Origin of the sequence: Micromonospora sp. NPDC048898, from assembly GCF_043198035.1 — a bacterium.
Classification (GTDB): domain Bacteria; phylum Actinomycetota; class Actinomycetes; order Mycobacteriales; family Micromonosporaceae; genus Micromonospora.
On record NZ_JBICUF010000002.1, the window covers coordinates 443,694 to 469,270 of the forward strand.

General features: G+C 70.4%; 20 protein-coding genes. 7 read left to right on the forward strand and 13 right to left on the reverse strand.

Annotation, left to right across the window (positions count from 1 at the left end):
- The first annotated feature begins 13 nt into the window (after positions 1–13).
- Together ACGFIQ_RS08810 and ACGFIQ_RS08815 are read left to right on the forward strand one after the other, a co-directional pair.
- Positions 14–646, forward strand: coding sequence for an RNA polymerase sigma factor (locus ACGFIQ_RS08810; RefSeq protein WP_393241418.1), 633 nt, complete (start codon positions 14–16; stop codon positions 644–646).
- Positions 643–1,587 (forward strand): anti-sigma factor domain-containing protein, encoded by a 945-nt coding sequence (locus tag ACGFIQ_RS08815; protein WP_393241421.1) that lies wholly within the window; start codon positions 643–645, stop codon positions 1,585–1,587. The genes ACGFIQ_RS08810 and ACGFIQ_RS08815 overlap by 4 nt, the downstream gene beginning before the upstream one ends.
- Position 1,588: 1 nt before the next feature.
- Here ACGFIQ_RS08815 and ACGFIQ_RS08820 read toward each other — a convergent pair whose 3' ends face one another.
- The 3 genes from ACGFIQ_RS08820 to ACGFIQ_RS08830 form a co-directional block, all read right to left on the reverse strand.
- Complete coding sequence (locus ACGFIQ_RS08820) at positions 1,589–1,972, reverse strand: hypothetical protein (RefSeq protein ID WP_393241424.1); 384 nt, start codon at positions 1,970–1,972, stop codon at positions 1,589–1,591.
- Between the two features lie 80 nt (positions 1,973–2,052).
- Complete coding sequence (locus tag ACGFIQ_RS08825; protein WP_393241426.1) at positions 2,053–2,553, reverse strand: hypothetical protein; 501 nt, start codon at positions 2,551–2,553, stop codon at positions 2,053–2,055.
- Positions 2,554–2,644: 91 nt separating this feature from the next.
- Positions 2,645–7,168, reverse strand: coding sequence for a hypothetical protein (locus ACGFIQ_RS08830; RefSeq protein WP_393241429.1), 4,524 nt, complete (start codon positions 7,166–7,168; stop codon positions 2,645–2,647).
- Between the two features lie 164 nt (positions 7,169–7,332).
- Here ACGFIQ_RS08830 and ACGFIQ_RS08835 point away from each other — a divergent pair, with 164 nt between their 5' ends.
- Positions 7,333–8,187, forward strand: coding sequence for a hypothetical protein (locus tag ACGFIQ_RS08835; RefSeq protein ID WP_393241432.1), 855 nt, complete (start codon positions 7,333–7,335; stop codon positions 8,185–8,187).
- A 51-nt stretch (positions 8,188–8,238) separates the two neighbouring features.
- On the opposite strand, the gene ACGFIQ_RS08840 is transcribed toward ACGFIQ_RS08835, so the two are convergent.
- Positions 8,239–9,615 carry an FAD-dependent oxidoreductase gene (locus tag ACGFIQ_RS08840; RefSeq protein WP_393241435.1) on the reverse strand — a complete coding sequence of 459 codons (1,377 nt, stop codon included), beginning with the start codon at positions 9,613–9,615 and terminating at the stop codon, positions 8,239–8,241.
- Positions 9,616–9,792: 177 nt separating this feature from the next.
- Here ACGFIQ_RS08840 and ACGFIQ_RS08845 point away from each other — a divergent pair, with 177 nt between their 5' ends.
- Positions 9,793–11,178: a serine hydrolase domain-containing protein gene (locus ACGFIQ_RS08845; RefSeq protein ID WP_393241438.1), complete on the forward strand. Its 1,386-nt coding sequence runs from the start codon at positions 9,793–9,795 to the stop codon at positions 11,176–11,178.
- A gap of 34 nt (positions 11,179–11,212) precedes the next feature.
- Here ACGFIQ_RS08845 and ACGFIQ_RS08850 read toward each other — a convergent pair whose 3' ends face one another.
- Positions 11,213–12,430 carry an MFS transporter gene (locus ACGFIQ_RS08850; RefSeq protein WP_393241441.1) on the reverse strand — a complete coding sequence of 406 codons (1,218 nt, stop codon included), beginning with the start codon at positions 12,428–12,430 and terminating at the stop codon, positions 11,213–11,215.
- Positions 12,431–12,480: 50 nt separating this feature from the next.
- Here ACGFIQ_RS08850 and ACGFIQ_RS08855 point away from each other — a divergent pair, with 50 nt between their 5' ends.
- Positions 12,481–13,575 carry an ROK family protein gene (locus ACGFIQ_RS08855; RefSeq protein WP_393241444.1) on the forward strand — a complete coding sequence of 365 codons (1,095 nt, stop codon included), beginning with the start codon at positions 12,481–12,483 and terminating at the stop codon, positions 13,573–13,575.
- A gap of 18 nt (positions 13,576–13,593) precedes the next feature.
- On the opposite strand, the gene ACGFIQ_RS08860 is transcribed toward ACGFIQ_RS08855, so the two are convergent.
- The 5 genes from ACGFIQ_RS08860 to ACGFIQ_RS08880 all read right to left on the reverse strand — a co-directional run bounded on the left by ACGFIQ_RS08860 (position 13,594) and on the right by ACGFIQ_RS08880 (position 20,504).
- Complete coding sequence (locus ACGFIQ_RS08860; RefSeq protein ID WP_393241447.1) at positions 13,594–14,070, reverse strand: hypothetical protein; 477 nt, start codon at positions 14,068–14,070, stop codon at positions 13,594–13,596.
- A 409-nt stretch (positions 14,071–14,479) separates the two neighbouring features.
- Positions 14,480–14,938: a hypothetical protein gene (locus ACGFIQ_RS08865; RefSeq protein ID WP_393241449.1), complete on the reverse strand. Its 459-nt coding sequence runs from the start codon at positions 14,936–14,938 to the stop codon at positions 14,480–14,482.
- Positions 14,939–14,956: 18 nt separating this feature from the next.
- Positions 14,957–15,364, reverse strand: a complete 408-nt coding sequence (locus ACGFIQ_RS08870; RefSeq protein ID WP_393241452.1) for an Imm50 family immunity protein — start codon at positions 15,362–15,364, stop codon at positions 14,957–14,959.
- Positions 15,365–15,369: 5 nt separating this feature from the next.
- Entirely contained in the window at positions 15,370–19,872 is a 4,503-nt protein-coding gene (locus tag ACGFIQ_RS08875; protein WP_393241455.1) for an HNH/endonuclease VII fold putative polymorphic toxin, read from the reverse strand.
- Positions 19,873–20,120: 248 nt separating this feature from the next.
- The gene (locus ACGFIQ_RS08880) at positions 20,121–20,504 is read right to left on the reverse strand and encodes a MerR family transcriptional regulator (RefSeq protein WP_393241458.1); all 384 of its coding nucleotides are present in this window, start codon (positions 20,502–20,504) and stop codon (positions 20,121–20,123) included.
- Positions 20,505–20,617: 113 nt separating this feature from the next.
- Between ACGFIQ_RS08880 and ACGFIQ_RS08885 the strand changes: the two genes are divergently transcribed.
- Complete coding sequence (locus ACGFIQ_RS08885; RefSeq protein ID WP_393241461.1) at positions 20,618–21,082, forward strand: SDR family NAD(P)-dependent oxidoreductase; 465 nt, start codon at positions 20,618–20,620, stop codon at positions 21,080–21,082.
- A 9-nt stretch (positions 21,083–21,091) separates the two neighbouring features.
- On the opposite strand, the gene ACGFIQ_RS08890 is transcribed toward ACGFIQ_RS08885, so the two are convergent.
- Complete coding sequence (locus tag ACGFIQ_RS08890; protein WP_393241465.1) at positions 21,092–21,544, reverse strand: hypothetical protein; 453 nt, start codon at positions 21,542–21,544, stop codon at positions 21,092–21,094.
- Positions 21,545–21,835: 291 nt separating this feature from the next.
- Here ACGFIQ_RS08890 and ACGFIQ_RS08895 point away from each other — a divergent pair, with 291 nt between their 5' ends.
- On the forward strand, positions 21,836–22,963 hold the full coding sequence (locus tag ACGFIQ_RS08895; protein ID WP_393241468.1) for a DUF1996 domain-containing protein: 1,128 nt from the start codon (positions 21,836–21,838) through the stop codon (positions 22,961–22,963).
- 68 nt (positions 22,964–23,031) lie between these two features.
- On the opposite strand, the gene ACGFIQ_RS08900 is transcribed toward ACGFIQ_RS08895, so the two are convergent.
- Together ACGFIQ_RS08900 and ACGFIQ_RS08905 are read right to left on the reverse strand one after the other, a co-directional pair.
- Positions 23,032–24,009: a hypothetical protein gene (locus tag ACGFIQ_RS08900; protein WP_393241471.1), complete on the reverse strand. Its 978-nt coding sequence runs from the start codon at positions 24,007–24,009 to the stop codon at positions 23,032–23,034.
- A gap of 32 nt (positions 24,010–24,041) precedes the next feature.
- Positions 24,042–25,571 (reverse strand): OmpL47-type beta-barrel domain-containing protein, encoded by a 1,530-nt coding sequence (locus ACGFIQ_RS08905; RefSeq protein ID WP_393241474.1) that lies wholly within the window; start codon positions 25,569–25,571, stop codon positions 24,042–24,044.
- Positions 25,572–25,577 lie beyond the last annotated feature (6 nt).

Consider the following 25,577-nt stretch of genomic DNA (forward strand, 5'->3'; position numbering starts at 1 on the left):
GGCGGAGAGTGTCGTGTCAGGACCAGCGAGAGCACAACTGCCACCCGCCACCCTGGAGCGGTTCCGCGCCGGCGACCCCAGCGCGCTCGGCGAGGTCTACGACCGATACTCCCGTTCGGTCTGGGCGGTGGCCATGACTGTCACGCACGCCGACCACCTCGCCCAGGAGGCCGTCCAGGAGACGTTCATCCGGGCGTGGAACTCGGCGGCCAGTTACGACCCCGGCCGGGACCTGGGGCCGTGGCTGTTGACGATCGCCCGGTACACGGCGGTGGACCTGCTCCGTCGCGAGCTACGCCCGACCCGTGGTGGCCACGAGGCGGAACAGGACGCGGTGGTGGAGCCGCCCGACCTCGACGGCGCCTGGCTGGCCTGGGCCGTGCAGGAGGCGTTGGGTCAGCTCGCCGACCACGAACGCGAGATCATCCGGCTGTCCTTCTTCGACGACCTCACCCACACCCAGATCTCCGAACGGCTCAACCTGCCGCTCGGTACAGTCAAGTCACGCTCGTACCGGGCGCATCGACGGTTGGCCGAGCTGCTGGCCCACGTTCGCGACTCGCCCCAGGACGATGGGAACCAGTCCGCCCCCCGGCAACGAACACCAGTCGGGGGGGCGCGTGGCGAAGGGAGGGACGACGCATGAGCAGCGAACCGCACGCCGACGCGGGCACCGACGACCAGTTCGTCGATCTGATCGCGGCACGCCTGGACCGGTTCGTGGCACGGCCCCGGGACGAGACCGTGACATCTGCCGAGACCGAGCCGGCCGTTCCTGCCGTGGTGGGCGCCCTCCTCACCGAGTTGCGTGCCGAGACGACCTGGTCCGGCCCTCCGCCGGGGCTGCGCGAGAGCATCCTCGCTCGCGCGCGCGCCCAGCCCGTCGCGGCCGAACTGCCCGCACCGGTCGCGGCCGTGGCGACCGAGCCGACCGCGGCACCAGCGGCCGAGCCCACCGCACCCGTCGCGCCTACCGCACCCGAGCCGACGGCAGCCGAGCCAGTCGCGGCCGGGCCGACCGATGCGGCGCCGGCCATGCCGGAGCCCGACCCGCCCGCGCCCGAAGGGCTGGCGCCGACGCCGGCCGCGTCGCCGGGTCAGCCTGGGCGTGGTGTCAGGCGGTGGCAGCCGGGCCGATGGCGTTCCCGGTTCGGTCGGCTCACCTGGGCGCTTCCCATCGCGGTCGTCGGCGCAGCCGCCTTCACGGCACTGGTCCTCGGCGTCGACAGGTGGCTCGCCCCCGACCCGCCCAGGGCCGAGGTCTTCGTCGCTACGGGCACCGACCTGGCCCCCGGCTCCACCGCCGAGGTGTCCGTGGTGGACACCCCGGCGGGGAGTTCCATAGTCCTCGAACCGAGCGGGTTGCCCGCCGCCGCACCAGGCTCCTACTACGCCGCGTGGCTCAAGGGGCCGCGGGGCAGCGTGCCGATCGGGTCGTTCCACGAGCGGCGCACGGGGGTGCCCATCGAGTTGTGGAGCGGCGTCGACATCGAGGCGTACCCGACCCTGACGGTCACGCTGCAGGCCGAGGGTGCTCCGCCGACCCCGTCGGGGATCGTGGTGATGACGGCGTCGCTGCTGCGTTAGATCAGTGGTTCGCCCAGCTGGGTGGGGCCGACAGCGGCTCCGGCGGCTGCGGCTGCGGCCCCCGCTCGCCGTTGTCCTGCCACTCCTGCAACTCGGTGCGGTAGCTGGCGTAGGCCGAGTCGTAGTCGCTCTCGGCGGCGAGCGCCTGTCGACACGTCTCGGCCCGTTCCCGGCAGGTGCCGGCGAGCTGGGTCAGCTCGGCGGCCACCCGGTCGAGGATGCCCGCCGCCGCGTCCAGCTCGTCGGTCACCATGCCGGTGATCTGGCCACCGGCCATCGCACCCGCGCCCATCGCGGCCCGGGCCGGCTCGATCAGGGTGGCGGTCGTCTGGGCGGCGGTGTCGAGGACGGCGGCCGCAGCCTCGTAGTCATCGGCGGAAGGCATCGCGCACTCTCCTGTCTGGATGTGGTGAAGGGCCGTGGCGCTTCCGCCGCGGCCCCCACACCGATCGTCTGTGGAGCAGGTCAGGCGCGGGTGATCCCGGTGTTCATCACCTCGTCGAGCTGCAGCGCCTGGGAGTTCATCGCCTGGCTGAGCGAGGCGGCCGACTCGCCCGCCGCCCCTGCCACCGCGTTGAACTGGGTGGCGACCTCGTTCAGCTCGCCGCCGAGACGGGCCAGGTCGGCACGGAACGTCTCGAAGATCTCCTGCACCCGTACCGTGGTCTCGCTGACGCGCGCGTCGAGCTCCGTGCCGACCTCCTCGGCCTGGGCCCGGTTGGCCCCGGTCCACTGGACGCCGCCGAAGCTCGCGGTCACCGAGCGGGACTCCTGGCTGACCGCGTGCAGCGCCGACTCGACAGCGGTCTGCGCGCTGCTGATCTGCTCCTGCAGGCCGGCGACGGCGCTGTCGGTGGTCGACAGCACGTTGCCGCCGCAGGCGACCAGGTTGTCGCCGAGGATCTGGTACGCGCTGGCGTGCTCCTGGATCTGGGCGACGTCACCACCGAGAATTCCGACGTTCATGGCTGTTCCCCTTCCCTCATCGGGCTACCAGGCGACGGGTGTCGCCTCGGTCACTTGCATTCGTGGTGGGGCACCGTCCCGGTTCCCTCACTCACCACTGCATCCCGCTGTCGTCGACGGAAAATCCGTCCGGGATGTCCATCGGCTCCGGCACGTCGAACGAGTCCATGTCGAAGTCGTAGTTGTCGAGCGGGAACTCGTACGCGTCCGGGTCGAGCAACTGCTCGTCGAACGCATCCGTGGGCCACTCCACCTCGGGGGCCGCGGTCGCCGCGTCCAGGGCCGACCCGAGCAGCGGCGGGGCACCAGGATCGTCGGCCAACGACGGCGTGAGCTGCTCCCACATGTCGTCCCGACTGTCGAAGCTGACGTCGGTGCCGGTTGGAGCGCCGAGGCCCACCATCGCGTCGTACGCCTGGTCGAAGTGGGACTGCGGTAGTCCCTCCTGGTGCGCGTTCGTGGCCAGGGCCAGCTCGGAGGGCATCGGCAGCGACGCGAGCGGCGGCAACCCGTCGTCGGTGCTCGTCGCCGGTCCGTGCACGCCCTCGGCGTCGCCGGGCCAGCCGAAGTCCTCGCGTACGTCGAACGCCAGCATCGTGCCCGGCGGCGCGGTACGGGCGTTGAGCACGTCGGTCACGGAGACCCCGGCCAGTTCGGCGATGTTGTACAGCGTGGCGACGTCCTCGGTGGGAATCTTCAGGCTGAGCAGCGCCCCGGGGCCGAAGGACACGGCGTCGGGGAAGTCGCTCTGCTCGGCGAGGCGCAGGGTGTCGTTCGTGGCGCGGAACCCGATGGCGCCGATGTACGGGATGTTCGCCGCCAGCAACGTGTCGTTCGTGATCTCGGGCAGCTCGCCGCGCAGCAGTGGGCCGAAGTTCACCTCACTGCCCACGGACGCGACGACACCGTGGTGACCGAGCTGCGCGCTGACCCCTACCGAGGCGCCGACCGTCAGACCGTCCACCGGGCGGGCATCGGAGTCGATCCGCGCGAAGCCGCTGTCCCATCCGAGGTAGACGGACTCGGACCCGTCGTAGAGCCCCTGGACCGACCGCCCCCAGCCGAAGCTGTTGAAGATGTCCTCGGTGGTCCGTGCGCCGCCGTCGAGCACGTGGTTCGGCACGAACGCCAGGTTGTCCGAAGCCGACCAGACGTACGGTGGCGCGTCGACAGGTCCGGGCCCGAACAGCAGCTCGAACGGGTGCGGCTCCGCCGCCGGCAGAGGAGCCAGGTCGAGGAACGGGTCGAGTGGCTCCACGCGCGGCAGCAGTGGCAGGTCGCTCGCCACGTCGGAGCCGTCGCGGGGGGCCGGCGACGCCGGGGCCAGGCCGATCGGAGCACCGTCGGTCAACGTGCCGTTGTTGGCGAGGCCGGCCACCCGGATGCCGTCCGGGCTGTCCAGGCGCGACTGCGGTACGCCGTCGGGGTTGTCGGGGAAGAAGAGGATCGTCGGTGGTCCCGGGCGGTCCTCGGGGACGATCAGAATCCGTCCCGGCACCGACGGGAACCCACCCGGCACGGCGAAGGCGCCGGCGTCCGACGGCACCCGACCGTCGGGTCCGCCGTACACCTCGCCGTCGGGGGTGACGATCTGCGCGCCCGGCGGTACGACGTGGGTGCCACTCGGCAACGGGATGACCCGACCGTCGGGCATCCGCAGCTCGGCACCGCCGCCGGTCCGGGTCGTGAACTGCGCCAGGATCAGGTCGTCGGCGTGACCGCCGAGCAGCGTGTCCGCGCCCGAGCCGCCGGCCAACGTCACAGTGGCCGACGTCAGCGTCTGCGCCGGCAGGTCCACCACGGTCTCCCCGGACGCCGTGGCCTCCCCGGAGGCCACGGCCTCGGCAGACCCCGCAGACCGCGCGGACGCCGGGGCGACAAGCGCTGCCGGGGCGACGAGCGGAGTCACGGCGACCGCTGCGGGGTCGAACGAGTCGACCGCCGGTCGACCAGCAGGATCGGTCGGTTTGAGAGCCTGGATCACCCGGTCGAGCCGCTGCATGACGATGGGCGCGGCCAGTGCCGGGTTCACCCCGTTGAACACGCCCTCCAGCACGATGCCGACGTCGGCCACCCGCTCGGCGACCACCGCGCCGCGCGACGTCCGGTCGGCGAGTTGCGCGGCCTGCGCGACCGCCTGCAGGGCGAGGGCCGGACGCCCGGCGTCGGCCGCCGCGATGGCGCGGGCCAGGTTGCCCACGATCCCGGTGCCGGTGCCCAGCGAGGCGAGTTCGCCCCGGGTCCGGGAATCGAAGTCGAACAGCCGCGCACCCCCGGGGTTCGCCAGGGCCAGGGCGCCGGCGGAGATGACGCCCAGACCGTTGCCGAGTGCGTTGAGCGGGTCGCCCCGGTCGAGCGCCTGCACCAGACCGGCGGTCGGGCCGACCAGCCGGGCCACGTCCCGTACCGAGACCCCCAGCCGCACCAGGTCCCCGGCGAGGCCCTTGTCGATGACGCCGAGGCTGCCGAGCAGTTGGCCTCCGTTGCCGAGGGTGCTGACGGCGGCGCCGAGTCCTGCGTTGATGGCCCCGACGAGGCTGTCGGCCCGGGTCGCCTGGACGATCGACGCGCTGATGTCGAACGCCCGCTTGGCGTTGCGCAGCACCTCCAGGGTGTTGCCGGCGTCGAGCAGGTCACCGGCGACCGCGCTCTGCCCGACCAGGCTGGCCGCGCCGGCGGCGGTGCCCAGCAGGTCCGCTCCGGCGGTGAGCGCCGACAACCCGGCCCCGATCGCCCCCAGCCAGTTGCCGTCGATAGCGTGCGACACCGCCTCGACGGCGTTGACCGCCAACGTGGCGACCCCGAGGACCTGCAGCCCCGGCACGACCAGACTCGCCACCCCCAGAGCGATCTTGCCGATCTGGAAGATCGCCTTGAACGGGTTGTCCTCCCAGGCGTTCACGATGGCCTTGCCGACGTTCTTGATGGTGTCGACGATGCGGGACAGCAGACCCTTCTTCTTTTTCTTCTTCCGGCTGACGTCGGTCAGCACGCCGAGCGGGTCGAAGGTGAAGCGGAACGTGTGCTTGCCCAGGTCCTGCTTGCGGCTGCCGGGGATGCCCCACTGCCGGGCGAGGATCAGGAACTCGGGGTTGCCCTCGATGGCGTCCTTGGCGCGCAGCCGCAGCCGGCCACGGCCGAGCGCCTCGACGACGTTGCCGCCGACGACGGCGGTCAGCTCCCGCTCGGTGAGGGCCGGCGCACCCACCACCGCGAGGGTCCGGAAGGCCGTGACCACCTGCACGATCCGTGCCCGCAACTGCGGCCCGTCCGCCGCACCGCCCAGGTGGCTGAGCGCGCCGACGAACTGGGCCTGGATGCTCGGTGACTGGGCCAGCGTCCGCGGGATCTGGCTGGCCACGAGCGCGAAGAGGCGCTGCTGCGCGGCTTCGGTAAGCGTGACAGGTGTGGTGCTGGACAGGTCCACGCCCACGCCGGCCATCAGCTGGCCGGCGAGCTCGCTGACGTCGGCGACGTACGCGTCGGTGACGACCCCGGACGCACGGCCGAACTCGTTCGTGAGCGCGATGCCGGCCTCGTTGAAGAACGCCAACGGGTCGGCGTCGCCCTCGAATCCGGTGGACAGCAGGGCGCTCTGCACCATCCGGTTGGCTCGCAGGAAGGCCACGGCGGCCTCGAAGCGCGCCTGCGCGGTGGCCGCGTCCGCGCCCGGGTCCACCCAGCCGACGCGGGCGGCGAAGGTGAGCGTCTGGGCGAGTTGCGTCGCGTCGGGCCGGGCCACGGTCCGGCCCACCAGGAACGCGGGCAGCCAGCTACCGATGGCGGCGAACTCCACCTCCGCCGCGGCGAGCATGGCCGCCAGGTCCGCCGGCGCACTGTTGGCCGTGGCGAAGTCATGGCTGGCCAGCACGTCGCCGAGCTGCGGCAGATCCACCGCCCGGGAGAGCCGGTGGTCCAGCTCGACGGTGCCGTTGATCCAAGCCAGCAGCCGGCCGGGATCGGCCAACACCTCGGCCACGCTGCGGCCGTCGGACCAGAAGTCCTGCCAGAGCACCTCAGTGGTACGCGGTTCGGCACCGCGTCGGAAGAAGCCGAGGAAGCCGCCGCCCCGCTCCGGCTCGTCCGGCGGCCGCACCGGTGGCCCGACGTGTTCGATCCCGAGGGCCAGCGCGACCACCTGGAGGTCGGGTAGCAGCGCGGCCAGTTGGTCGTCGGTGAGGGCCGGACGCTGCCCGCCGAGCGGCGCGGGCAGCAACACCGGGGTCAGCCGGGCGAGCGCGGCGTCCAACGCCGCGTTGGCACCGGCAGCCGGCAACCCGACGAGGAAGGCCCGCGGATCACGGGGAGCGGCGAAGCCCAGCAGTGTGGACAGCGCGCTGCCCAGGTCGGCCGCGGTGGCGCCCAGGGTGGTGGCGGTGCCGCGCGGGTCGATGGTGTACCGCTCGGCCAGATCCGCCTTGCTGATGATCCCGGAGCCGAGGGTGGCGAAGCCGTCCTGGACCAGTGCCAGTTGCAGCGGCGCCTGGCCGGTGAGCTCGGCGACCTTGAGGGCGCCGAGCGTCTGTCGCCGCACCGTTTCGGTGCGGGTCGCGGTGTCGCGCAGGACGTTGCCCAGTGCGCGCGCACCCTGGATGTCGATCTCGACGTAGGTCATGGTCGGCTCCCTTCCCCCGCACGCCCTCCTGCGAGGGTCGGACAGCGGAGGTTCGCCGCGGCCATCGCGCCCGGTTCCCTCCGGGTTCTCGGGAACCGCCGCCGGGGTTCCCGACGAAGGTGAGGTGCACGGGCCGCCCGCGCTCGCCGTCCCCGGAGGTTGCCATGTCCACACCGGTCAGCACCGCTTCCACAGCCGCACCGACCACCGAGGCCAGCCGGTGGGTGGGCACGCCGCTGGCGACCGAACACTGGCTGGAGGGTGCGTCCGGGTTCCCGGCGGGTGGCATCGGCAGCCGTACCACCCCGCCCGATCCGACCACCGTCGTCGCGACCGCTCGTGGCTACCGACTGACCCGGGGACAGCTCGACGAGGTCCTGGCCTTCGCGGAGTTCCTCGCCGGCGAGGCGCTCGACTCGGACGAGCGGGCCGAGCTCGAACAGGACGTGACGGACTCCTTCGAGGACTCCCCGAAGCGCGCGATGCTGTCGATGCGCCAGCTCGCCGGCGGTGTCCGCCGGGTGACGTCCCTCAGCCCGGTGCGGCGGGCCCAGCGCCGGCTCCAGGTGCTCACCACGACCTACCTGCTGGAGTTGCGCAGGCAGACCGATGGGCACGAGTTGAGCCCGCTGATGGCCACGGTCAGCCGCCACAACCCGATCGTTCGCTACCGGGCGGCGGCCGGCATCGTCCTGGTCGCCGACGCACTGGCCGCCCGGATGGAGCAGCACCGCCTGGTGCTGAGCCTGACCGGACACGAGATCGAGGCGTCCCCCGCGCTCGCGGACCAACTCCTCGACCGGGCCGACAAGGCGGGCCGGATGGAGTTCGCCGAGTTGGCCGGGGCCGAGTTGCGGCTCCTTCTGCTGCGTGACTGGCTCCGCGAGCTGGGCAACACCGAGTTGGCCCGGACCCGGGAGGACGTGCACCGCGCGGTCGGGTCGGCCCTCGACGTGGACATCGTGGTGCAGCAGCTCGGCTACCGGGCGGCCCTGGACGTGGTGGGCCGCACGGCCTGACCCGCAGGAGGCGTCCGGTGGAGGCGGACGCCGACGCCAACGGGCGCGTCGTCAGCGGGCGCGTCGGTTGGCTCGCAGGGCGCCGACGAGCACGCCGGGCCTGGCCAGCGTGAGTGGGTGCTCCCGCATGGAGACGACCTGGTTGAACCGTCGCGCGATCGCCACGTCGGTGACGGTCGCGGCGAGGATCTGCCGGCTGGCCCAACTGGTGATCCGGTATCCGCGCGGATAGGGCCCCTCGACGTGGGGCAACGCCAGGTCGGCGGAGGTCGACGTCGACCACGCGGCGTCGACCACGACCTTCTGCAACGCGAGGTACTCGTGTGCGGGGGCGGTCAGATCCGGGCGGGTGCGCAGGTACGTCGACAGGCAGGCCGCGTGCAGGGCCGCCGCCGTCATTCCCTGCCCGTACACCGGGTTGAACGACGCGACGGCGTCGCCCACGCTGACGAGCCCGCCCGGGAACCGCCGCAGCGCGTGGAAGTCGCGCCGTCGACTGTCGGCATGGTGGTAGGTCTGGACGTCGCCGAGCATCTGCTGGCCGGCGACCTCACCGAACTCGGGTGGAAACTGCTCCCGCAGCCGGCGGACGAAGTCCTCCGCGGTGGCGCCGGGACGGTGGTCCCCGTAGCCGGCCATCATGGCCATCCACCGACCGTCCTCGATGGCGAAGAACGCGGCGCCGGCCACGTCCGAGGACGTCTTCGGGGTGTGCAGCGCCAGGGCGACGGTCGACGCCTCGGCCTCGGCCGGGCGGTGGAACAGGGCTGTCGCGTAGTTGAGGTGCACGGTCATCCGCCGCGTGACCGGCCGGTCCCAGCCGGCCTGCTCCAGCCAGGCGGACAGTCTGCTCGACCGGCCCATGGCGTCCACCACGAGGTCACCGCTCTCCACACCGGGCGACCCGCCGACCTCGCAGCGGACCCCGGTGACCACGGTGCCGTCGAACACGAGACCGGTGGCACGGGCGGTGACCGTCTTGACGTTGGGCAGTCGCAGCACCTGTTGGCGGATCAGCCCCTCCAGGAGCGGCCGGCTGCCCGCCAGGCTGTCGGCGTCGTCGGGGACGACGACCCGCAGGCGACCGTCGAGGTAGTTGCGCCTGGCCGCGGGTGGCGCCTCGACCGCCCCGCGCGCCAGGGCCGCGTCGCGGAAGCCCGGAAACAGCCGTTCCAGCTGCAGGAAGCCGCCGGGCAGCAGCGCGTGCAACTGCGTCCCCTGGGGTACGCCGGGACGCGCGCCGCTCCCCTGCGGGTCGTCCCGGTCGATGATGACGACACTGTCGGCGTAGTCGGAGAGCACGCGGGCGGCCAGCAGGCCGGCGACACTGCCGCCGACCACGACTGCCCTGCCCAGGACCGGGGATGGCTGCTCGGGGGGTCGCACCGCGTTCAGCTCGGCGAAGACGCGGGCGCGGGAGAGGGACATCGTGCTCTCCAAGGGTATGGATGGTCGTTCGGGCTGGCGCCCGCCGATCGTCGCACAGGCTCCACACATTTACCGAACGTGTCTGGATGGTGACCATGTGTTGACCGACGGGTGGACATGCCGTCGGCCGTGAGGCTCGGTTGGCACACGTCGATGTCAGCTGTCACGATTCCCGGCATGCCCGTTGCGCGTCGTACTCTGCTCGGGGCCGGTCTGGCCGCCGCGACCGCCACCCTCACCGGCTGCGGTGCGGACGGCGGGCCGAAGCCGGGCCCGGGTGATCCCGGCGACGCGGTGACCGCGACCGACGCCGCCGGCAACCGGGTGGGGTTCGGCGCGGCCGGTAACAGCGCGGCCCCGTCCGGCTCGCCGAGCGCCACCGCGGCGCCGAGTGGCGGTGCCGGGCCGGCCGGCCAGGCCCGCTACGCGCAGGGCGTGACGACCCTGCTCCGCAGGCACCTGCCCGCCACACCGCAGACCGTTGCGCACAAGGGCTTTCCGGGTGCCGTCGCGGTCGTCCTGGTCGACGGGAAGACGACTGTGCACACCGCCGTCGGGGAGGCGCTGCGCTACGGCGCCGGCCCGAAGCTCCTCCCGGCGAGCCAACGGGTCGCGATGCGCCCCGACTCCATCTTCGACCTCGCCTCGGTCACGAAGGTGTACACGGCCATCCTGCTGCTCCAGCAGGTCGACAGGGGACGCGTCGACCTGGGCGCCCCGGTCCGCGACTACCTGCCGACGTTCGGCGGAGCCGGCACCGAGCGCGTCACCGTCGAGATGCTACTCACCCACACCAGCGGCCTGCCCGTCGGCGCCAAGGTCACCGGCCTCGCCGACAGTGCCGCCCGCTGGAACGCCGTGCTCACCACCGGGTTGGTCTCCGGCGCCGTGCCCGGGACCACCTTCCGCTACTCCAGCGTCGGGCTCATGATCGCCGGCAAGATCGTCGAGAAGGTCACCGGTCAGCGGCTCGACCAGGCGCTCAAGAGCAACCTCACCGGACCGTTGGGCCTGCGTGACACCGGTTTCCACCCCAACACCTGGTTGTCGGGCACCGCCAGGGCCAGTCGACTCGTCGCCACCGACGCCCGATCGTCGCGGGGCCTGCTCCGTGGCACCGTCCACGACGACGTCGCCAACCACCTCGGTGGCATCGCCGGTCACGCCGGCGTCTTCGCGACCGCCACCGATCTCGCGACCATCGGTCAGCTGCTCCTCGACGGAGGCACCCACCAGGGCAAGCGGATCCTCGCCGCGGCGACCGTGCGCCGGATGCTGACCAACCACAACGCCGGAAAACCCGCCGTCGACCCGGAGCGGCCCAACCGGACCGCCGCCCACGGCCTCGGCGTCGTTCTCCACCAGAGCTGGTTCATGGGCCGGCTCACCTCGGCCCGGACCTTCGGTCACACCGGCTTCGCCGGCCCCTCCCTCCTGGTCGATCCCAACCGCAAGCTCGTCCTCGCCCTGCTCACCAACCGCGCGCACCCCAACTGGAGTTGGTCGAACCCCGATCCGGTCCGTGCGGCGCTCGGCGACCTGCTCGCCAAAGAGGTCAACTGACCGACGGCCGCGGCGCACCTCGGCCTCGTCGGGATCAGCCCGGGACGGTGGCCGGGACACGCTCGCGCGTCCGTCGACCGACGGCGAAGCTGACCAGCCCCAGGGCCAACCCGATGATCCCGAGGACCACGCCCACCCGGGCGGGTGCGAGATAACCGAGCCCGGCGGCGATGGCGACACTGCCCAGGGCGGCGCCCAGGCTGTTCGCGATGTTCATGGCCGACTGGTTGACCGCCGCACCCATCAACTGCGCTCCCGGCGCGACGGTGATCAGGCGCGCCTGCAGGACCGGGCCGAGGTAGAGGCTCGTCGCACCGACCAGGAACGCGCCCACGAACAGACCGACCGGGGTCGACGCGACGAGGCTGAACGCGGCGATGCTCACGATCATCGCGGCGAACCCGATGACCATGCTCCGCCGCAGGTCGCGGTCCGCGAACCAGCCACCCAGGGCGTTGCCGACGGTCATGCCGAGACCCACCGCGACAAGCACCCACGGCACGGTCGCGGCGGAGAGCCCGGCGACGTCGGTGGTGACCGGTGCGATGTAGCTGTCCACCGCGAAGAACCCGGCGAAACCGACCGCGCCGGTCGCGGCGACCAACCAGACCTGCGGGGTTCGCAACGACCTCAACTCGGCGGCCGGCGACCCGTCGACCGCCGCGGCCACCTCCGGGACGACTGCCAGCACCGCCAGCAGCGTCAGCACGAACACACCGGCGATGACCAGGTACGCGACGCGCCAGCCGGCGGCCTGCCCGAGCCGCGTGATGAGGGGTACGCCGACCACGTTGCTCACGGTCAGGCCGCTGAGCACGGTGGCGAACCCGCGGGCCTCGTTACCGGGGCCCATCAGCGTCGCCGCGAGCAGACCGGCCGCTCCGAAGTACGCGCCGTGCGGGAGCGCCGCCGCGAACCGGGCCACCAGCACCAGGTCAAAGGTGGGGGCGAGCGCGGACCCGACCGTGCCGACGGCGAAGAGCACGAGCAGCCCGAGCACGAGCCTCTTGCGGGGCAGGCGCGCGCTCAGCGCGGCGATCAGGGGCGCGCCCACGACCACGCCGAGCGCGTACGCGGTGATCATCCAGCCGGCTCGCGCGACCGCTCCCGAGGACGACTGGGCGTACTGCGGCGCGAGCAGATCGCGCGCGATGTCGGGCAGCAGGCCCATCGCCACGAACTCGGTGAGGCCGATAGCGACGCCACCCAGTGCCAGGGCGACAAGCGCCGCCACCCGTCGACCTCTGCTCATTCCGATCACCGAGAAAATTTAGCAACAGCGTTGCGTAATAGGGTGGCGAGATGACTCGCATCACTGCGGACGTCAGGTTCCTGCGCGGCTACAACCAGGCGCTGGTCATGGCGCTGGGGCGTACCGCCCGACGGTTCGAGCGGTCGACAGTTGTCGAGGCCACCGGCCTGACCCCACAGGCGGTCTCCAAGGTCATCGCCCGTCTGAGCGCCGAGGGCCTGATCCGTCCCACCGACGTCCGGCGGCCGGGCGTCGGCAAGCCCGCGGTCGTCTACGAACTCGTCCCCGACAGCCGGTACGCGATCGGCGCCCACGTCGCCCGACGCACGCTGCGGCTGGTCCTGGTCGACCTCGCCGGCACCGTGCGGCACTCCACGGTCAGCCCCCTGCCCGGCGACTTCACCCCGCCGCAGCTTCTCGACGCCCTACGCTCCGGCATCGACGCGATGGCCGGCAGCGCCGACCTGCGCGGCCGACTCACCGGCGTCGGCATCGGCATGATCGGCCCACTGGACCACGCCCACGGCCTGGTCCGCGGCGCTCACGGCCTGCGGCACTGGCACGACGTGCCGCTGCGCGAGCTCACCGAGCAGCACCTGGGCCTGCCCGTCCACCTCGACAAGGACGTCACCGCCGGGATCACGGCCGAAGCCTGGCGACACGGCGCGACGTTCGGCGACGCGGCACTCATCATGATCGAGTCCGGGATCGGCGGAGGCTTCTGGCTGGGCGGCGCAGCCCACCGAGGCGCACACACCAACGCGGGAGAGTTCGGCCACACGGTCGTCGACCTGGACGGCCCCCGCTGCGTCTGCGGCCGACACGGATGCCTGGAGATCATGCACCAGCAGGCCGCCGACGCCGGAGACCTGGCACGCGCGGCCCGTGTCGTGGCGGTGGGCGTCGTCAACCTGCTCCAGACCCTCGACCTCGCCCACGTGGTGCTGGCGGGCGCGGATCTCCTCCGACACCCGGACACCTATCTCACGGCGGTCACCGAGGCCGTCTCGGCGGACGCGCGACGCGCGAACTGGCTCACCACGCGGGTGACCCTGTCCAGCCTCGGCGCGGACGCCATCGCCGCGGGCGCCGCCATGCAGGTCCTCGACAAGCACTACGGCATCCCGGAGCTTGCCCCGACCTGACCGCCGGCCCTCCCGCGCCTACACCGCGGCAGGGGGCGACAGCGCCATCTTCTGCCAGTTACGGAACACGAAGCGGTGCACCGACTTCAGCCCGACCCAGAGCGCCGGCTCCAGCGCGAGCCGACCATACCCACGGACCGTCACCGTCGTGGTCCGGATGACCCGGGTGCCGCCGTTGACCGGCGTCAACTCGAACAGGTCACCGAGCTGGTCGACGAAACGGTGGAAGTGCAGGTTCGTCGACTCCATGTGGAAGGCCAACCGGGCCGGCGGCTCCCACACGGTGATCCGCTGTCGCACCACACCCTGCTCGGAGACGCACTGCCGGGCGGCACCGACCTCGCCCGGGCCGTCGGGCAGTCGGCACGACGTGGGTCGGGGCGTACCCAGGTAGAACACCGGGCAGCGCGGCTGCAACTCCAGGCGCGAGTCGCAGAGCGCCGGCCACAACACGTCGGGCGAGTGGGGCATGGTCCATCCGGTCCGCACGATCACCCTCACACCGTAGGCCGGGCATCCACGGCGGCGCATCGACCCTCTGGCCCACCCACGTTCCGGCACCGCCCGCCCCACCGTCTAATGCGGAAGAACCCGCCGTGCCAGCTGCTTCGCGCCGACCGACCTGTGGGCCTGCTCGCAGTCACGTGCGCAGTAATGCCAGATATTAGCTACCCTCTTGGAGGCGGCGGCCGACGTCCCATCCCGCTGGAGCACAACCTTGCGCGTCGGGAAATTCTTCCAACGAAGGCGGATTATTTGCTCCGTAGATGGAGCGGACGCTACGCGGGTCTTCGACTAGATCCAACCGAATGGGCACCGGCGCCACCTCACCGTTCCACGTCGCTTCCACTGACGCTCCCACCGCGAGGGATTTCGTGATATCGGCCAATTAGTGGCAGCCCTCTCATGCTGAAAGAAAATTGAAATCGTACCCAGCCGAAGCTGAAATGTAGACAACCTCCGGCATCGGGTGCCTGAGACCGAAATGTTCGTTGGCCCATCCAATCACGGCCGCCCGCAAACCCTCCGGTTGATATTGCGTCAGGACCAAAGTCACCGAAGACACTACTACGACCACCGCGGCGCCAGGCTTGAGAGACTCGACATCAGAGGCAACATCCAGAACACCAAGCCTGATCATCTCAAGGTCGCCAGCATCAAGGTGTGGTTCGTCCACCACAAGAAAGACATTACCACTCAGCCACGCACCGCTGAATGGTTCCCCTTCCGGATAGTAATGTCCAGCCTGGATCCTGACGTAGATACCCCAGCCGGCAAGTCGGACCCGGAAGAGGTGTTCGGTCTCTCTACTCACGAAAAAGTCCAACTTGTCAAAGACTCGGGCACTGAAGAAGCGCCCCATGTCAATAACGTTCGGAGACTATTCAAGGGACAGGTCGCCGGCATAAGCCGATATCGACGTCACGGCCGCCGCGTCCGCCTGCACCTGAATGCGAGCCGATCCCCACAGGACTTCCAGCATCAGCGAATCATCCTGCGCGGCCAGCTCCATGCTGGCCCAACCACGGTGGTTCCAGCCCGTCAGGGAGATGTCCTTTACGCCAATCATCGTCAGGCCGACCTGTACGACGTTGAAGCCCTGGTCACGCCATTTTCTCGGCGCATTCGTCGGGAACTCCGGCAGATCGAATCTTAGGACGGCCGAAGGGCCATCCCGCCGGAGCACAACCTCGTGCAACAGGATCTTCTCCAACGAGGGGGGGTTATCCGCTCCGTAGATGGAGCGGACGCCGCGCGGGTCTTCGACTAAATCCAACCAAGTGGGCACGGGCGTTACCTCACAAAAGGATAGTGGTCGGTGGTCCCCGGGACGTGTCCCGTTCTCGTGTTCTCCGGCGGCCGGACGTTGAAGTGTGGACCCTGGTTACCGACCCCACCGTCGAATTGGTGACCAGCGGCGTGGTCCTGGATGACCACCTTACTGCCGTCCGGTCTGGTGTAGACGTATTCCCGCGTGATGATCGGCCGGTTGTTCTCGTCCAGAATCCGCCTGCCCCACTTGTCCGTCATCGGCACACGGTTGACTGCATCCGGATGCTGCGATCGCGGTATACCCAGGTCACGCTTCGCTTGGTTCAGAGCACCATTCCGGCCGACCTGGCCGGACGGGACACACGGCGCGAGACCGAATGGGTCGATGAGATCAGTAGGGTTGTCCACATAGGCGTAGGGGTTCGGGGCCGGAACGAGTCCGAGTGGGTCAGGAGACTGGTATCGGCCGGTCACCGGATCGTAGTAGCGGTGGTAGTTGTGCGAGGCGCCGGTTTCCGGGTCGTGGATCTGGCCGGGAAAGCGCAGCGGGCAGTCGACACCCGTGGTGCTGGTGTGGGTCGGGATGCCCCAGATGGTGGTGCGCTGTTGCCAGGCGGTTTCGCCGTTCGGGTCAACCAGTTCGGTGGGTGTGCCGACCAGGTCGGTCACGATCGCGTAGAAGCGGCGGTCCACCTCGTCCTGGTCAGTCGAGGCGTCGGTCTGGCTGATCGGGGTGAACGTGTCGAGGGTGTACTCCCAGGTGCTGGTCCGGTCGCCGTCGTCGCCGCGGTGGGTCTGCTCGATCAGGCGCGGGCCGTCCCAGGCGAAGTCGACCTGCTCGACCACGCTGCCGTCGGCGTCGAGGCGTTGCTTGGCGACTCGGCGGCCGAGCGCGTCGTATCGGTAGCGCCAGCGGGTGCCGTTCGGGGTGGTGACGGCGGTCAGCCGGTCCTCGCTGTCCCAGGTGTAGCGCCAGGTCGAGGGCTTGGTCGAACGCTCCTTTCGCTGCCGCAGCGTGACCCGGCCGGCGGCGTCGTGTTCGTAGCGCACGTTCCCGGCCCGGCGGATCAGGGTTCCGGTGTACTCCCGCTCACCCCGAGCGCCGCCGTCGCCGTCCGCGCCGGGCCAGGCGGCGCTGGCCACGTTGCCGGCGTCGTCGTAGGCGTATCGCTCGGTCCAGTCGTCGGCCTGCACGGCGGTGATCCGGCCGGCCCGGTCCAGCTCCAGCCGACGCTCGCCGGTGACCTGGTCGGCGACGCCGGTCAGGTAACCGTCGGCGCGGTACTGGTAGGCCCGGTGGGCGACCAGGTCCGGCATGGCGGCTGGTCCAGGAGGGCTGGCGGTGAGGATCTGGGAGAGCAGCCGGTGGTTGGAGTCCCAGCTCTGGGTGAGAGCGAGGCTGCCGACGGTCCGCCGGGTCTCCCGGCCGGCCGCGTCGTGGGTGAAGCTGACCGTCGCGCCGCCGGTGCGCAACGCTGTCGGCCGGTGGCCGGCGTCGTATTCCCAGGCGCTGTCGACCCCCGCGGGGGTACGCCGGTGCGTCCGTCGGCCCAGGGCGTCGTAGGACGAGGTAACGGTCTGCCCGTCGCGGATCTCGGCCAGCACCCGACCCAGTGGGTCGCGCTCGAACCGGAGGTCGACCTCGGGTGCGGTGGCGTGCAGTAGCCGGCCGGCCGGGTCGTACCCGAAGGTGGTGACGCCCTCGGCGGTGCGCTTCTGCACGACGTTGCCCAGCAGGTCACGGACCAGCTCTGTGGTCTGCCCGGCGCCGTTGGTGCGGGCCACGAGTTGGCCGGCGGGGTCGTGCGTGTAGGTCTGCGTGCGGCCGTTGAAGTCGGTTTCGGCGACCAGCCGCCCACCGGGGTCATAGTCGTAGCGCCAGACGAGCCCCTGCGGATTGGTGACCGTGGTGAGGCGCAGCTCGGTGTCATAGGTGAAGGTCAGCCGGGCGCCGTCCGGGCCGGTACGCGCTACCGGCAGGTCGAAGGGGCCGATCTCGAACTCGGTGGTCGCCCCGGTCTGACCGGTGTGAGTGACCAGGTTGCCTTCCGGGTCGTAGGTCCACTCCTCGCTCGCCCCGTCCGGACTTCGCCGCCATGCCAGCCGCCCCTCGGCGGTCCAGCCGAGATGGGTGGTGCCGCCGAGGGGGTCGATCACCTCGACCACCCGGCCGGCGGAGTCCCGCCGGTAGGTCGTCACCGCGCCGGTGGGCTCGGCGATCTGGCTGATCAACCCCGCCGGATCCGTGGCCACCACCAGGACGCTGTCCAGGGCGTCGGTCACCTCACTGAGGTGGCCCGCTTCGTCGTAGCGGTAGCGGGTGGTTGCGCCGGCCGGGTCGGTGATCATGGTCAGGTTGCCGCGCTCGTCGTACGCGCGGCGCCAGATCGCGCCGTCGACGTCGGTGACCACGACCGGCTGACCCAGATCGTTGTACGACGCCGTCGCCCGGGTGTCGTCCGGGCGGGTGACCTCGACCAGGTTGCCGTCGTCATCGTAGGACCAACGAGTCGTCCGCCCGAGAGCATCGGTCTCGGACAGCTTCCGATCAAACCGGTCCCAGGTGAAGGCCGTGACATGACCCAACGGATCGGTGACTCGCTCGGTTTGGCCACGATCGGTCAGCTCATAGATGGTGCTGTGGCCGAGCGAGTCGTCCACCGCGGTCTTCCGCCCGACCGGGCCGTAGTGCAGCCGCGCGGACAGGTATCCGCCCGAGCCGGTCGCGGCGACGCAGCGGCCCTGCTCGTCGTAGGTGTAGCGGTACTCCTGCTCGTTGCGGTCCTGCCAGCGGACCAACCGGCCATCGTCGTCATAGCCGAACCGCAGCGGCAGCCCTGATCCGTTGATGACCTCGGCGAGGTGACCGGCATCGTCGTAGCCGAACCGCACAAGCGTCCGAGCCTCACCGGAGGGTTCCGCGTCGAGCAGGCTCAGCGCCGCCACCTGCCCGTGCAGGGTGTCCACCGCGATCCGGTACCCACCACTGTGCCGAACCTCGGTGACCACACCGTCGCGCCAGTCCACGTCGATCCGATGACCGCTGCGGTCCGTCACGGCAACCAGCGGCAACACCCGAACAGGGTCACCGTCGCCCTCCGGCTCGGGCCCGGGACGACCGCCCTCGGGCTCGGGCTGGTCGGGCTGGTCGGGCACCGTCTGGAAGTCGGGCACTACCTGGAAGTGCAGGGCACGACCGGTCTCCGGCTGCTCGACCCGGAAACCGGTCGCCGTCGGAGTGAGCGGCCAACGGGGACCCGCGTCCGGCATGGCCTGCGCGTCGACTCCGGCAGGCGGCGGGTAGGACAGGACCATGCCGTCCTCGGCGACGAAGCACACCCCCTGCTCGTCGACCTCGACCCGCTGATCAAGGGTGGACGCCCAAGACGGCCCGAACCACCGGCCTACCCGGTACGACGACAGGTGACTACGTTGGAGGACGAGTGGGAGCAGGCCGGGTAGCTCGGCGTCGGTCTGGGTGAGCACCACCTCGCCGCTGGCCACGTCGATCGGGTCAGCCGCAACCTTGCGCGCGCCCATGGGAATGCTCGGGCGGGGCATGTTGGGCAGCGCCGCACGCACTTTGGGAAGGCCCCGGGCGAGGGTCGGCAACCCCCGCTTGGCCAGCGCCAACACCGGTCTGCCGAGCATCGCCAACCGGCCGATGGGCACGACCGTCAACACCGTGTCGATCAACAAATTGGTGAGACTGCCCTTACCGGTCGCCGCATACAGCGACGCGTCGATCAGCAGCGCGGCCGCACCAGCAGCGATCGCGATTGGACCCATGATCGGCGCGAGAATCGGAATGAACGACAACAACCCGGCGACCAGAGAAACGATCTTCAATGCACCCGACAGCTGTGCCAACAACTCCTGGTTATCGCGGACGAAGTTGGTGAACTGACCCTTCAGATCCCACCACTTCGGGTTCTCCTTGAACCGCAAACCCTTCGCGTCATTCACGGCCCGCACACAGTCACGCACCGCCGTAGACAACTCACCCCGCAACGCACCCGCCTGGGCCACACACTCGTCCCAGTCCCGCTGCGCCTGCGACAACGCCGAACCCGCCGCCCCCGCATCCGAGCGGTACGTGTCCGGCTCCGGCTCCGCGTCCGGTGGCCGGTCGGCGACCTCCTGCTCATGACGCTCATCGGCCTGCTTCGCCCGATCGGCACGGCCCCGTGCCGCCTGCAACGCCGCCCACAAACCCGGAGCACGTTGCGCCAACGGACGCATCCGATCCTGCAACGACGACAACGACCCCGCGAACGTCGTCAACCCGGTCGACACCCGCCCGAACGCATCACCAGTGACCCGCAAATGCCCCGGCATCTGGGCGTTCAGGCCCTCCCGGAACAGATCCCCCTCCGGACCCACGAACTGACTCGTGTCCAAACCCGTGATCTGCGCCGCCGCCTGCGTCGCCGCCGAACCGAAGCCCTGCCACCGCGACGCCGACGACCGAATCGCCGACGGATCACCATCCATCCGAAACAGATGAGCCGGAAACTCAGCCATCGCGCCGGACCTCCCCGTGTCCACGCCAACAAGCCGCACGACTCATCGAACATAGACGCAGGACGAACTCCGGCGTCCAATTCAGTCCAAGATCTTCCTGAGGCAGATCCGAAGATGGTGAAATGGCGGAACAATCCGGACCTGCCGGAGGCAGCGCCCGCAGGGGCCATTACCGGGGGCGCGGGGAGCGCGACATCGTGTCAGGCCACCGTCACCTCCTCAATGGTTGGTGAACCCGGGGTCACGTTCTAGGACACCAGGGCGTCGACCTCCACCCGGGTGCAGCCGCTGGCCGGGCTCTCGCTGAGCGTGATGACCGCGTCGAGCCGGTCTCTGGCCTGCCGGAGCTGGTCGATCTGCCGATCGATACGGGCGCGTTCGGCGCGCAGCATGGCCCGAGACTCCGGGGTGTTGACATTCGCGTCGACGCAGGGCAGCAGGTCCAGGATGGTCCGGCTGGACAGGTTGGCGGCGTACAGCATCTGGATCAGGTGCACCCGGTCGACCGCGGTGTCCGGGTAGTGGCGTTGACCGCCGCCGCTCCGCTCGGCCGCAAGGAGCCCCTGTTCCTCGTAGTAGCGCAGCGCTCGCACGGACACGCCGGTCTGTGTGGCCAGTTCACCGATGCGCATGGCCCCTCCCCCGGTCGGTGACACCAGCCACACGACTTGTCTCTCACGTCAGCGTCAGGTTCTAGCGTAGCTCGCGTACGGCACGTCGTTGAATCTGCCAGGAGGCACCAATCATGAAGATCACCGGTTCGATCGCGCTGGTCATCGGCGCCAACCGTGGGCTCGGCCGGCACTTCGCCGGACAGCTGCTGGAACGCGGGGCGACCAAGGTGTACGCCACCGCCCGCACCCCGGAGCGCATCGACATCCCCGGCGTCGAGACGCTGCGACTGGACATCACCGACCCGCGTTCCGTCGAGGAGGCGGCTTCCATCGCCTCCGACGTCACCCTGCTGGTCAACAACGCCGGGATCTCCACCTCCACGAACCTCGTCACCGGCCTACACCTGGGCATGGCGGACACCGACATGTCGGCCAGCTACGACGGCGACAACATGGACCCCGCCGACGTCGTACGCGTCGCCCTGGACGGCATCGAGGCCGAACGGATCGAGGTCCTCGCCGACGAGTGGCGCTCGTACGTCAAGGCGTCCCTGGCCAACGACCCGAGCGACTTCTACAAGCCGACCGGGCAGTAGTGCGGGACGTCACTGGCAGACGACCCACTCGTCGTCCTCCTCGACCAGCACCATGTTCTGCGTGAACCGCGCGCCCGTGGCCTCCTGGACCACCTCGACGGTGGCCGTCGCGGTGACCCGGCCGTTGTAGTTGTTGACGATCAGGCCGGTGATCTCGTAACTGCTGAACTTCAACTGCGCAGCCTGGATCCGGGCGAAATCCTCAGGCGTCAGGTTCTTGCGCACCTCGGCGCACAGCCGCCCGTACGCGGCCGGGTAGTTGCCCGCCTGCATGTCGTCCGCGTACGCCGTGGCGGCGGCCCGGGCCGGTTCGACGTTGTCCCGGACGCTGCGGTAGATCCAGAAGCCGGCGCAGACGCCGACCACGCAGCACGCCGACAGCAACGCGGCGACGACGATCAGGACCGTCCGCGCTGTCCGGTTGGGCTTCGGGCTGGGCACCATCATCGGCTCGTACGCCATGACCCGGAGGATAGGAAGCGGTGGCAAACGGTGTAGGCGGCGACGCTCGGGACGGGCAGCGCGATCTGCGTCGGGACGGCCTGCCGCACGACCGTGTGGAGTGCCAGCGGAGTCGTCGATTACAGTTTTTCGAGAAAAGATCGGGAAACGAGATTAATACGACAGCCGGATGGTTCCGCAATGCTGCTCACGCAATCGCACAGCGATATTTAAGGGAGACTTAATCGTCTCGGCAGGAAGTCGGCCGGGGGTGCACTCGTATTCTTCGCTCGGAAGAAAGGTGCACCCCCGTTGACTAATCTGCGACCCACCCCTGGACGGCGTCGTTCCGTCACCGCCCTGTTGCTGCTGAGCGTGGCGCTCGCCGGCGGATGCAAGGAGGTCCCGGGCACTCCCGGGGCGTCCAGTCCATCGAGCGACGCCGGCATCGGCTCGCCCGGCCCGGAGGCACCGACGCCCGGCGACGCGTCCGGCACGCCGGGCACGCCGAGCGCCTCGGCGACCCCGTCCGCCTCGGGAAAGCCGTCGGCCCCGTCGACAAGCACCGCCCCGCCGACCGCCGTCGGCGGCTGGATCACCATCGATCCGGCCGCGCAGGCCGCCGCGACGAGTGCGTTCTTCGCACGCAAGCCCAAGCCGGTGACCGGCAACCCGGTGAAGGTGCCCGAGTTCAACGTCGGCTGCAAGACCAGCCACCACAACAGCGACGACCCGATCGTGCTGCCCAAGCTGGTCGGCGGCTCGCACAACCACACGTTCTGGGGCAACACGTCGACCGACGCCAACTCGACAGCCGAATCGCTGCGGGCGTCGAAGGCGACCACGTGCAACTCGCCCGACGACCAGTCCGCCTACTGGGTGCCCACCATGTTCCAGAACGGCAAGGTCGTGGACCCGACGGAGGTGACCGTCTACTACGGTTCGCGTCTGAAGGATCCGAGTAAGACCCAGCCCTTCCCGTTCGGCCTGCGAATGATCACCGGTAACGCCAAGAATCAGGTCGACACCCCGGACAAGCAGGGCAACCACTTCTGGTGTGCCGGCATCGGCGGCGAAATCGGCCGCAGCGCCGACAAGACCTTCCCGGTCTGCGCCAAGACCGCGAACATCGTCCGGCAGATCACCTTCCCGGACTGCTGGGACGGCAAGCACCTGGACAGCCCGGACCACAAGGCGCACATGGCCAACGGCGACCACACCGGAGCCTGCCCGAAGAGCCACCCGGTGCCGGTCCCCTCGGTGTCGTTCGTGATCTCCTACCCGCTGAGCGCGAACACCGACGGCATCACCCTCGCCTCCGGCACCTCGTTCTCCATGCACGCGGACTTCTTCAACGCCTGGAAGGACGAGGCGCTCGCCGCACGGGTGCGCAACTGCCTCGACCAGGGCGTGAAGTGCAACTCGGCAGGCAACTTCTAGCCGACGAGCACGACGACGACGGCCGGTCACCCCCACCCGGGGTGACCGGCCGTCGTCGCATCGATCGGCTAGAGCCGGGCGGCGCCGGCCGCGCTGGCCTCCTGCACCGCCGAGGTACGACGGGTCTCGGCCCGCTGGTCGCCGGCGTCCTCCCGGTCCGGAGCCGCCACCCGGGCCGCCCGGTTGCTGGTCGCCGCCGCCTGCTCGCCGGTCACGCCGCCACGGATCCGGTTGTTCGCGGCCACCTGGGCGACCGGGTCGTTGGACGTGACGGTCAACCCACCGTTGATGATGTTGTCGTCGACGGTGACGCCGCCGGTGGTGCTGGTGACGCTGACGTCCGCGCCCCAGTAGCCGCCGGAGGCGCAACTGTCGAGCGTGCCGTTCGGGCCGAGTTGCACACCACCGAGGTTGCCGGCGAAGGTGGCGCGCCCCCGGACCGCGCTGCCGCACACCACGCTGCCGGTGGCGCTGTTCAGCACCGACAGCGTGCCGTCGACGAACGAGTCGTGCACGTCGGTGTAGTAGGTGCCGGTGCTGCTGACGTTGCGTTGCACCTGGGTGCCGCGGTCGATCCGGACCTCACCGGCGCCGGCGGTGACGGTCCCGACGATCGTCGACTGCTCCACGAACAGGAAGCTGTCGATGGTCGCGGTGCCCTTCGGCCGCACCGTCACGTTGCCGCTGCGGGCGTCCTTGAAGAAGAGACCGTATCCGCCGGCGGCCAGCACCACCTGGCCGTCGACGCTCGTCTCGGTGGCGTCGAGGTAGCCGTCCGCGGCGACGCGTACCTCACCGCTGATCCGGCCACCGGCGACCACCAGGTTGGCGCCGGCCGAGACGGTGACGTTGCCGGTGATGGTGGTGCCGGTCAGCGCGCAGGACTCGCCGGCCGGTACGAGCAGGTCGTTGGGCACGGTCACGGCGCCGCCGGTGCCGATGCAGTGGGTGACCAGGTCGGCGTGGGCGGTGGGCGCCACCGCGAACACCGAGGCGGCGACGACGGCGCTCACGGTGGCGAGCTTGGCGACGGTACGTCGGGGCATCGTTGTACTCCCTGTCGATGAGGTTCGAGGACTCATGCGCCGACGTCCGATCGGGCCGCGGCCCGGACGATGGCGCCCTGCTGCCGCCGGTTGAGCGTGCCGCCGGTCACGAGCGCGGCGGTGACCGCCTCGACGTGCCGGACGAACGCGGCGTGGCCGGGGTAGTCGGCGTGTTCGTCGATCAGATCGTTGACGGTGCAGCCGTTGCCGGTGTCGACGTTCGCCACTCCGGTGTCGTCACCGTCGATGATCACCGTGGCCCGGGTGTCCGACGCGGGGCAGCCGTCGGTGCCGTCGGCCACCACCGTGAACGTCGCGGACTGCTCGGTGGCGACGTTCCCGGCGGTGTCGGTCGCCCGGTACCGCAGGGTGTGCGCGCCGACGGTCCGGACGACGACCGGGCTGGCGTACGCGGTCCAGCCTCCGGTGTCGAGCGCGTACTCGATCGACGCCACTCCCGAGCCGTCGTCGGTCGCGGTGACGGTGACCGTGGCGCCGCCGACGTACGCGCCGTCGTCGTTGCGGTCACCGGCCACCGTGGCGGCGACAGTGGGTGGGGTGGTGTCCTCGGCCTGCGGCTCCACGACGGTGAAGTGGGCCATCTGCTCGGCCGACGTGTTTCCCGCGACGTCGGTCGCCCGGTAGTGCAGCATGTGCATGCCCACCGAGGTCACGACGACCGGGTTCGTGTACGCGGTGAAGGCGCCTCCGTCCAGCGCGTACTCGATGGTGGCGACGCCGGACCCGGCATCGGTGGCGGTCAGCGTGACGGTGGCCGTACCGATGTAGTTGCCGTCGCCGTCCTGCTCGCCGGCCGGCGTGGCCGTGACCACCGGCGCGGTGGTGTCCTCCTCGGTCGGCTCGACGATGCGGAACGACACCGAGCCGACCGCACTCGTGTTGCCGGCCTCGTCGGTGGCGCGGAACTGCACCGAGTGGTCGCCGACCGCGGTCACCGGCACCGGTTGGGTGTACGGCTGGAAACTGGTGTCGTCGACCTGGTATTCGACGGTCTGCACACCGGAGTCGGCGTCGGTGGCCGTGACGGTCACCGTGGCCGCACCGAGGTAGTTGCCGTCGGCGTCGCGGTCACCGGAGACGGTGGCGTCGACGGTCGGCGGCGTGGTGTCGCCGCCCCCTCCGCCGTCGGTGACGACGAGTTCGCCGACCATCTGGCTGTGCCCCGGGATCGCGCAGAAGTAGCGGTACCGACCCGGGGTCAGATTCACCGTCGCCTGGTAGCGGCCGTCGTTGGCGTCGAACGGGCTGGCCAGGATGTTGAGCGTGACGTCGTGGTTGTAGCCCTCGGTGCTGGTGTCGAAGGTCAGCGTGTGCGGCATCCCGGTGGTGTTGCCGGTGGCCGCGCTGTTCTCCCAGATGATCGTTGTCGCGCCGGCCACCGCCTGGGCGGGCGCGGACTTGTAGCGGGTGGTGTTGTCGTCGGCGGTCCAGGTCAGCACCTGGTCCGCGGCGACACGCGGGGCGGCGGAGGCGGGCGTCGCAGCCAACGGGACCACCGTCAGCAGGAGCGCCGACAGCGCGGCCATGAGTCGTCGGGTCATCATTTC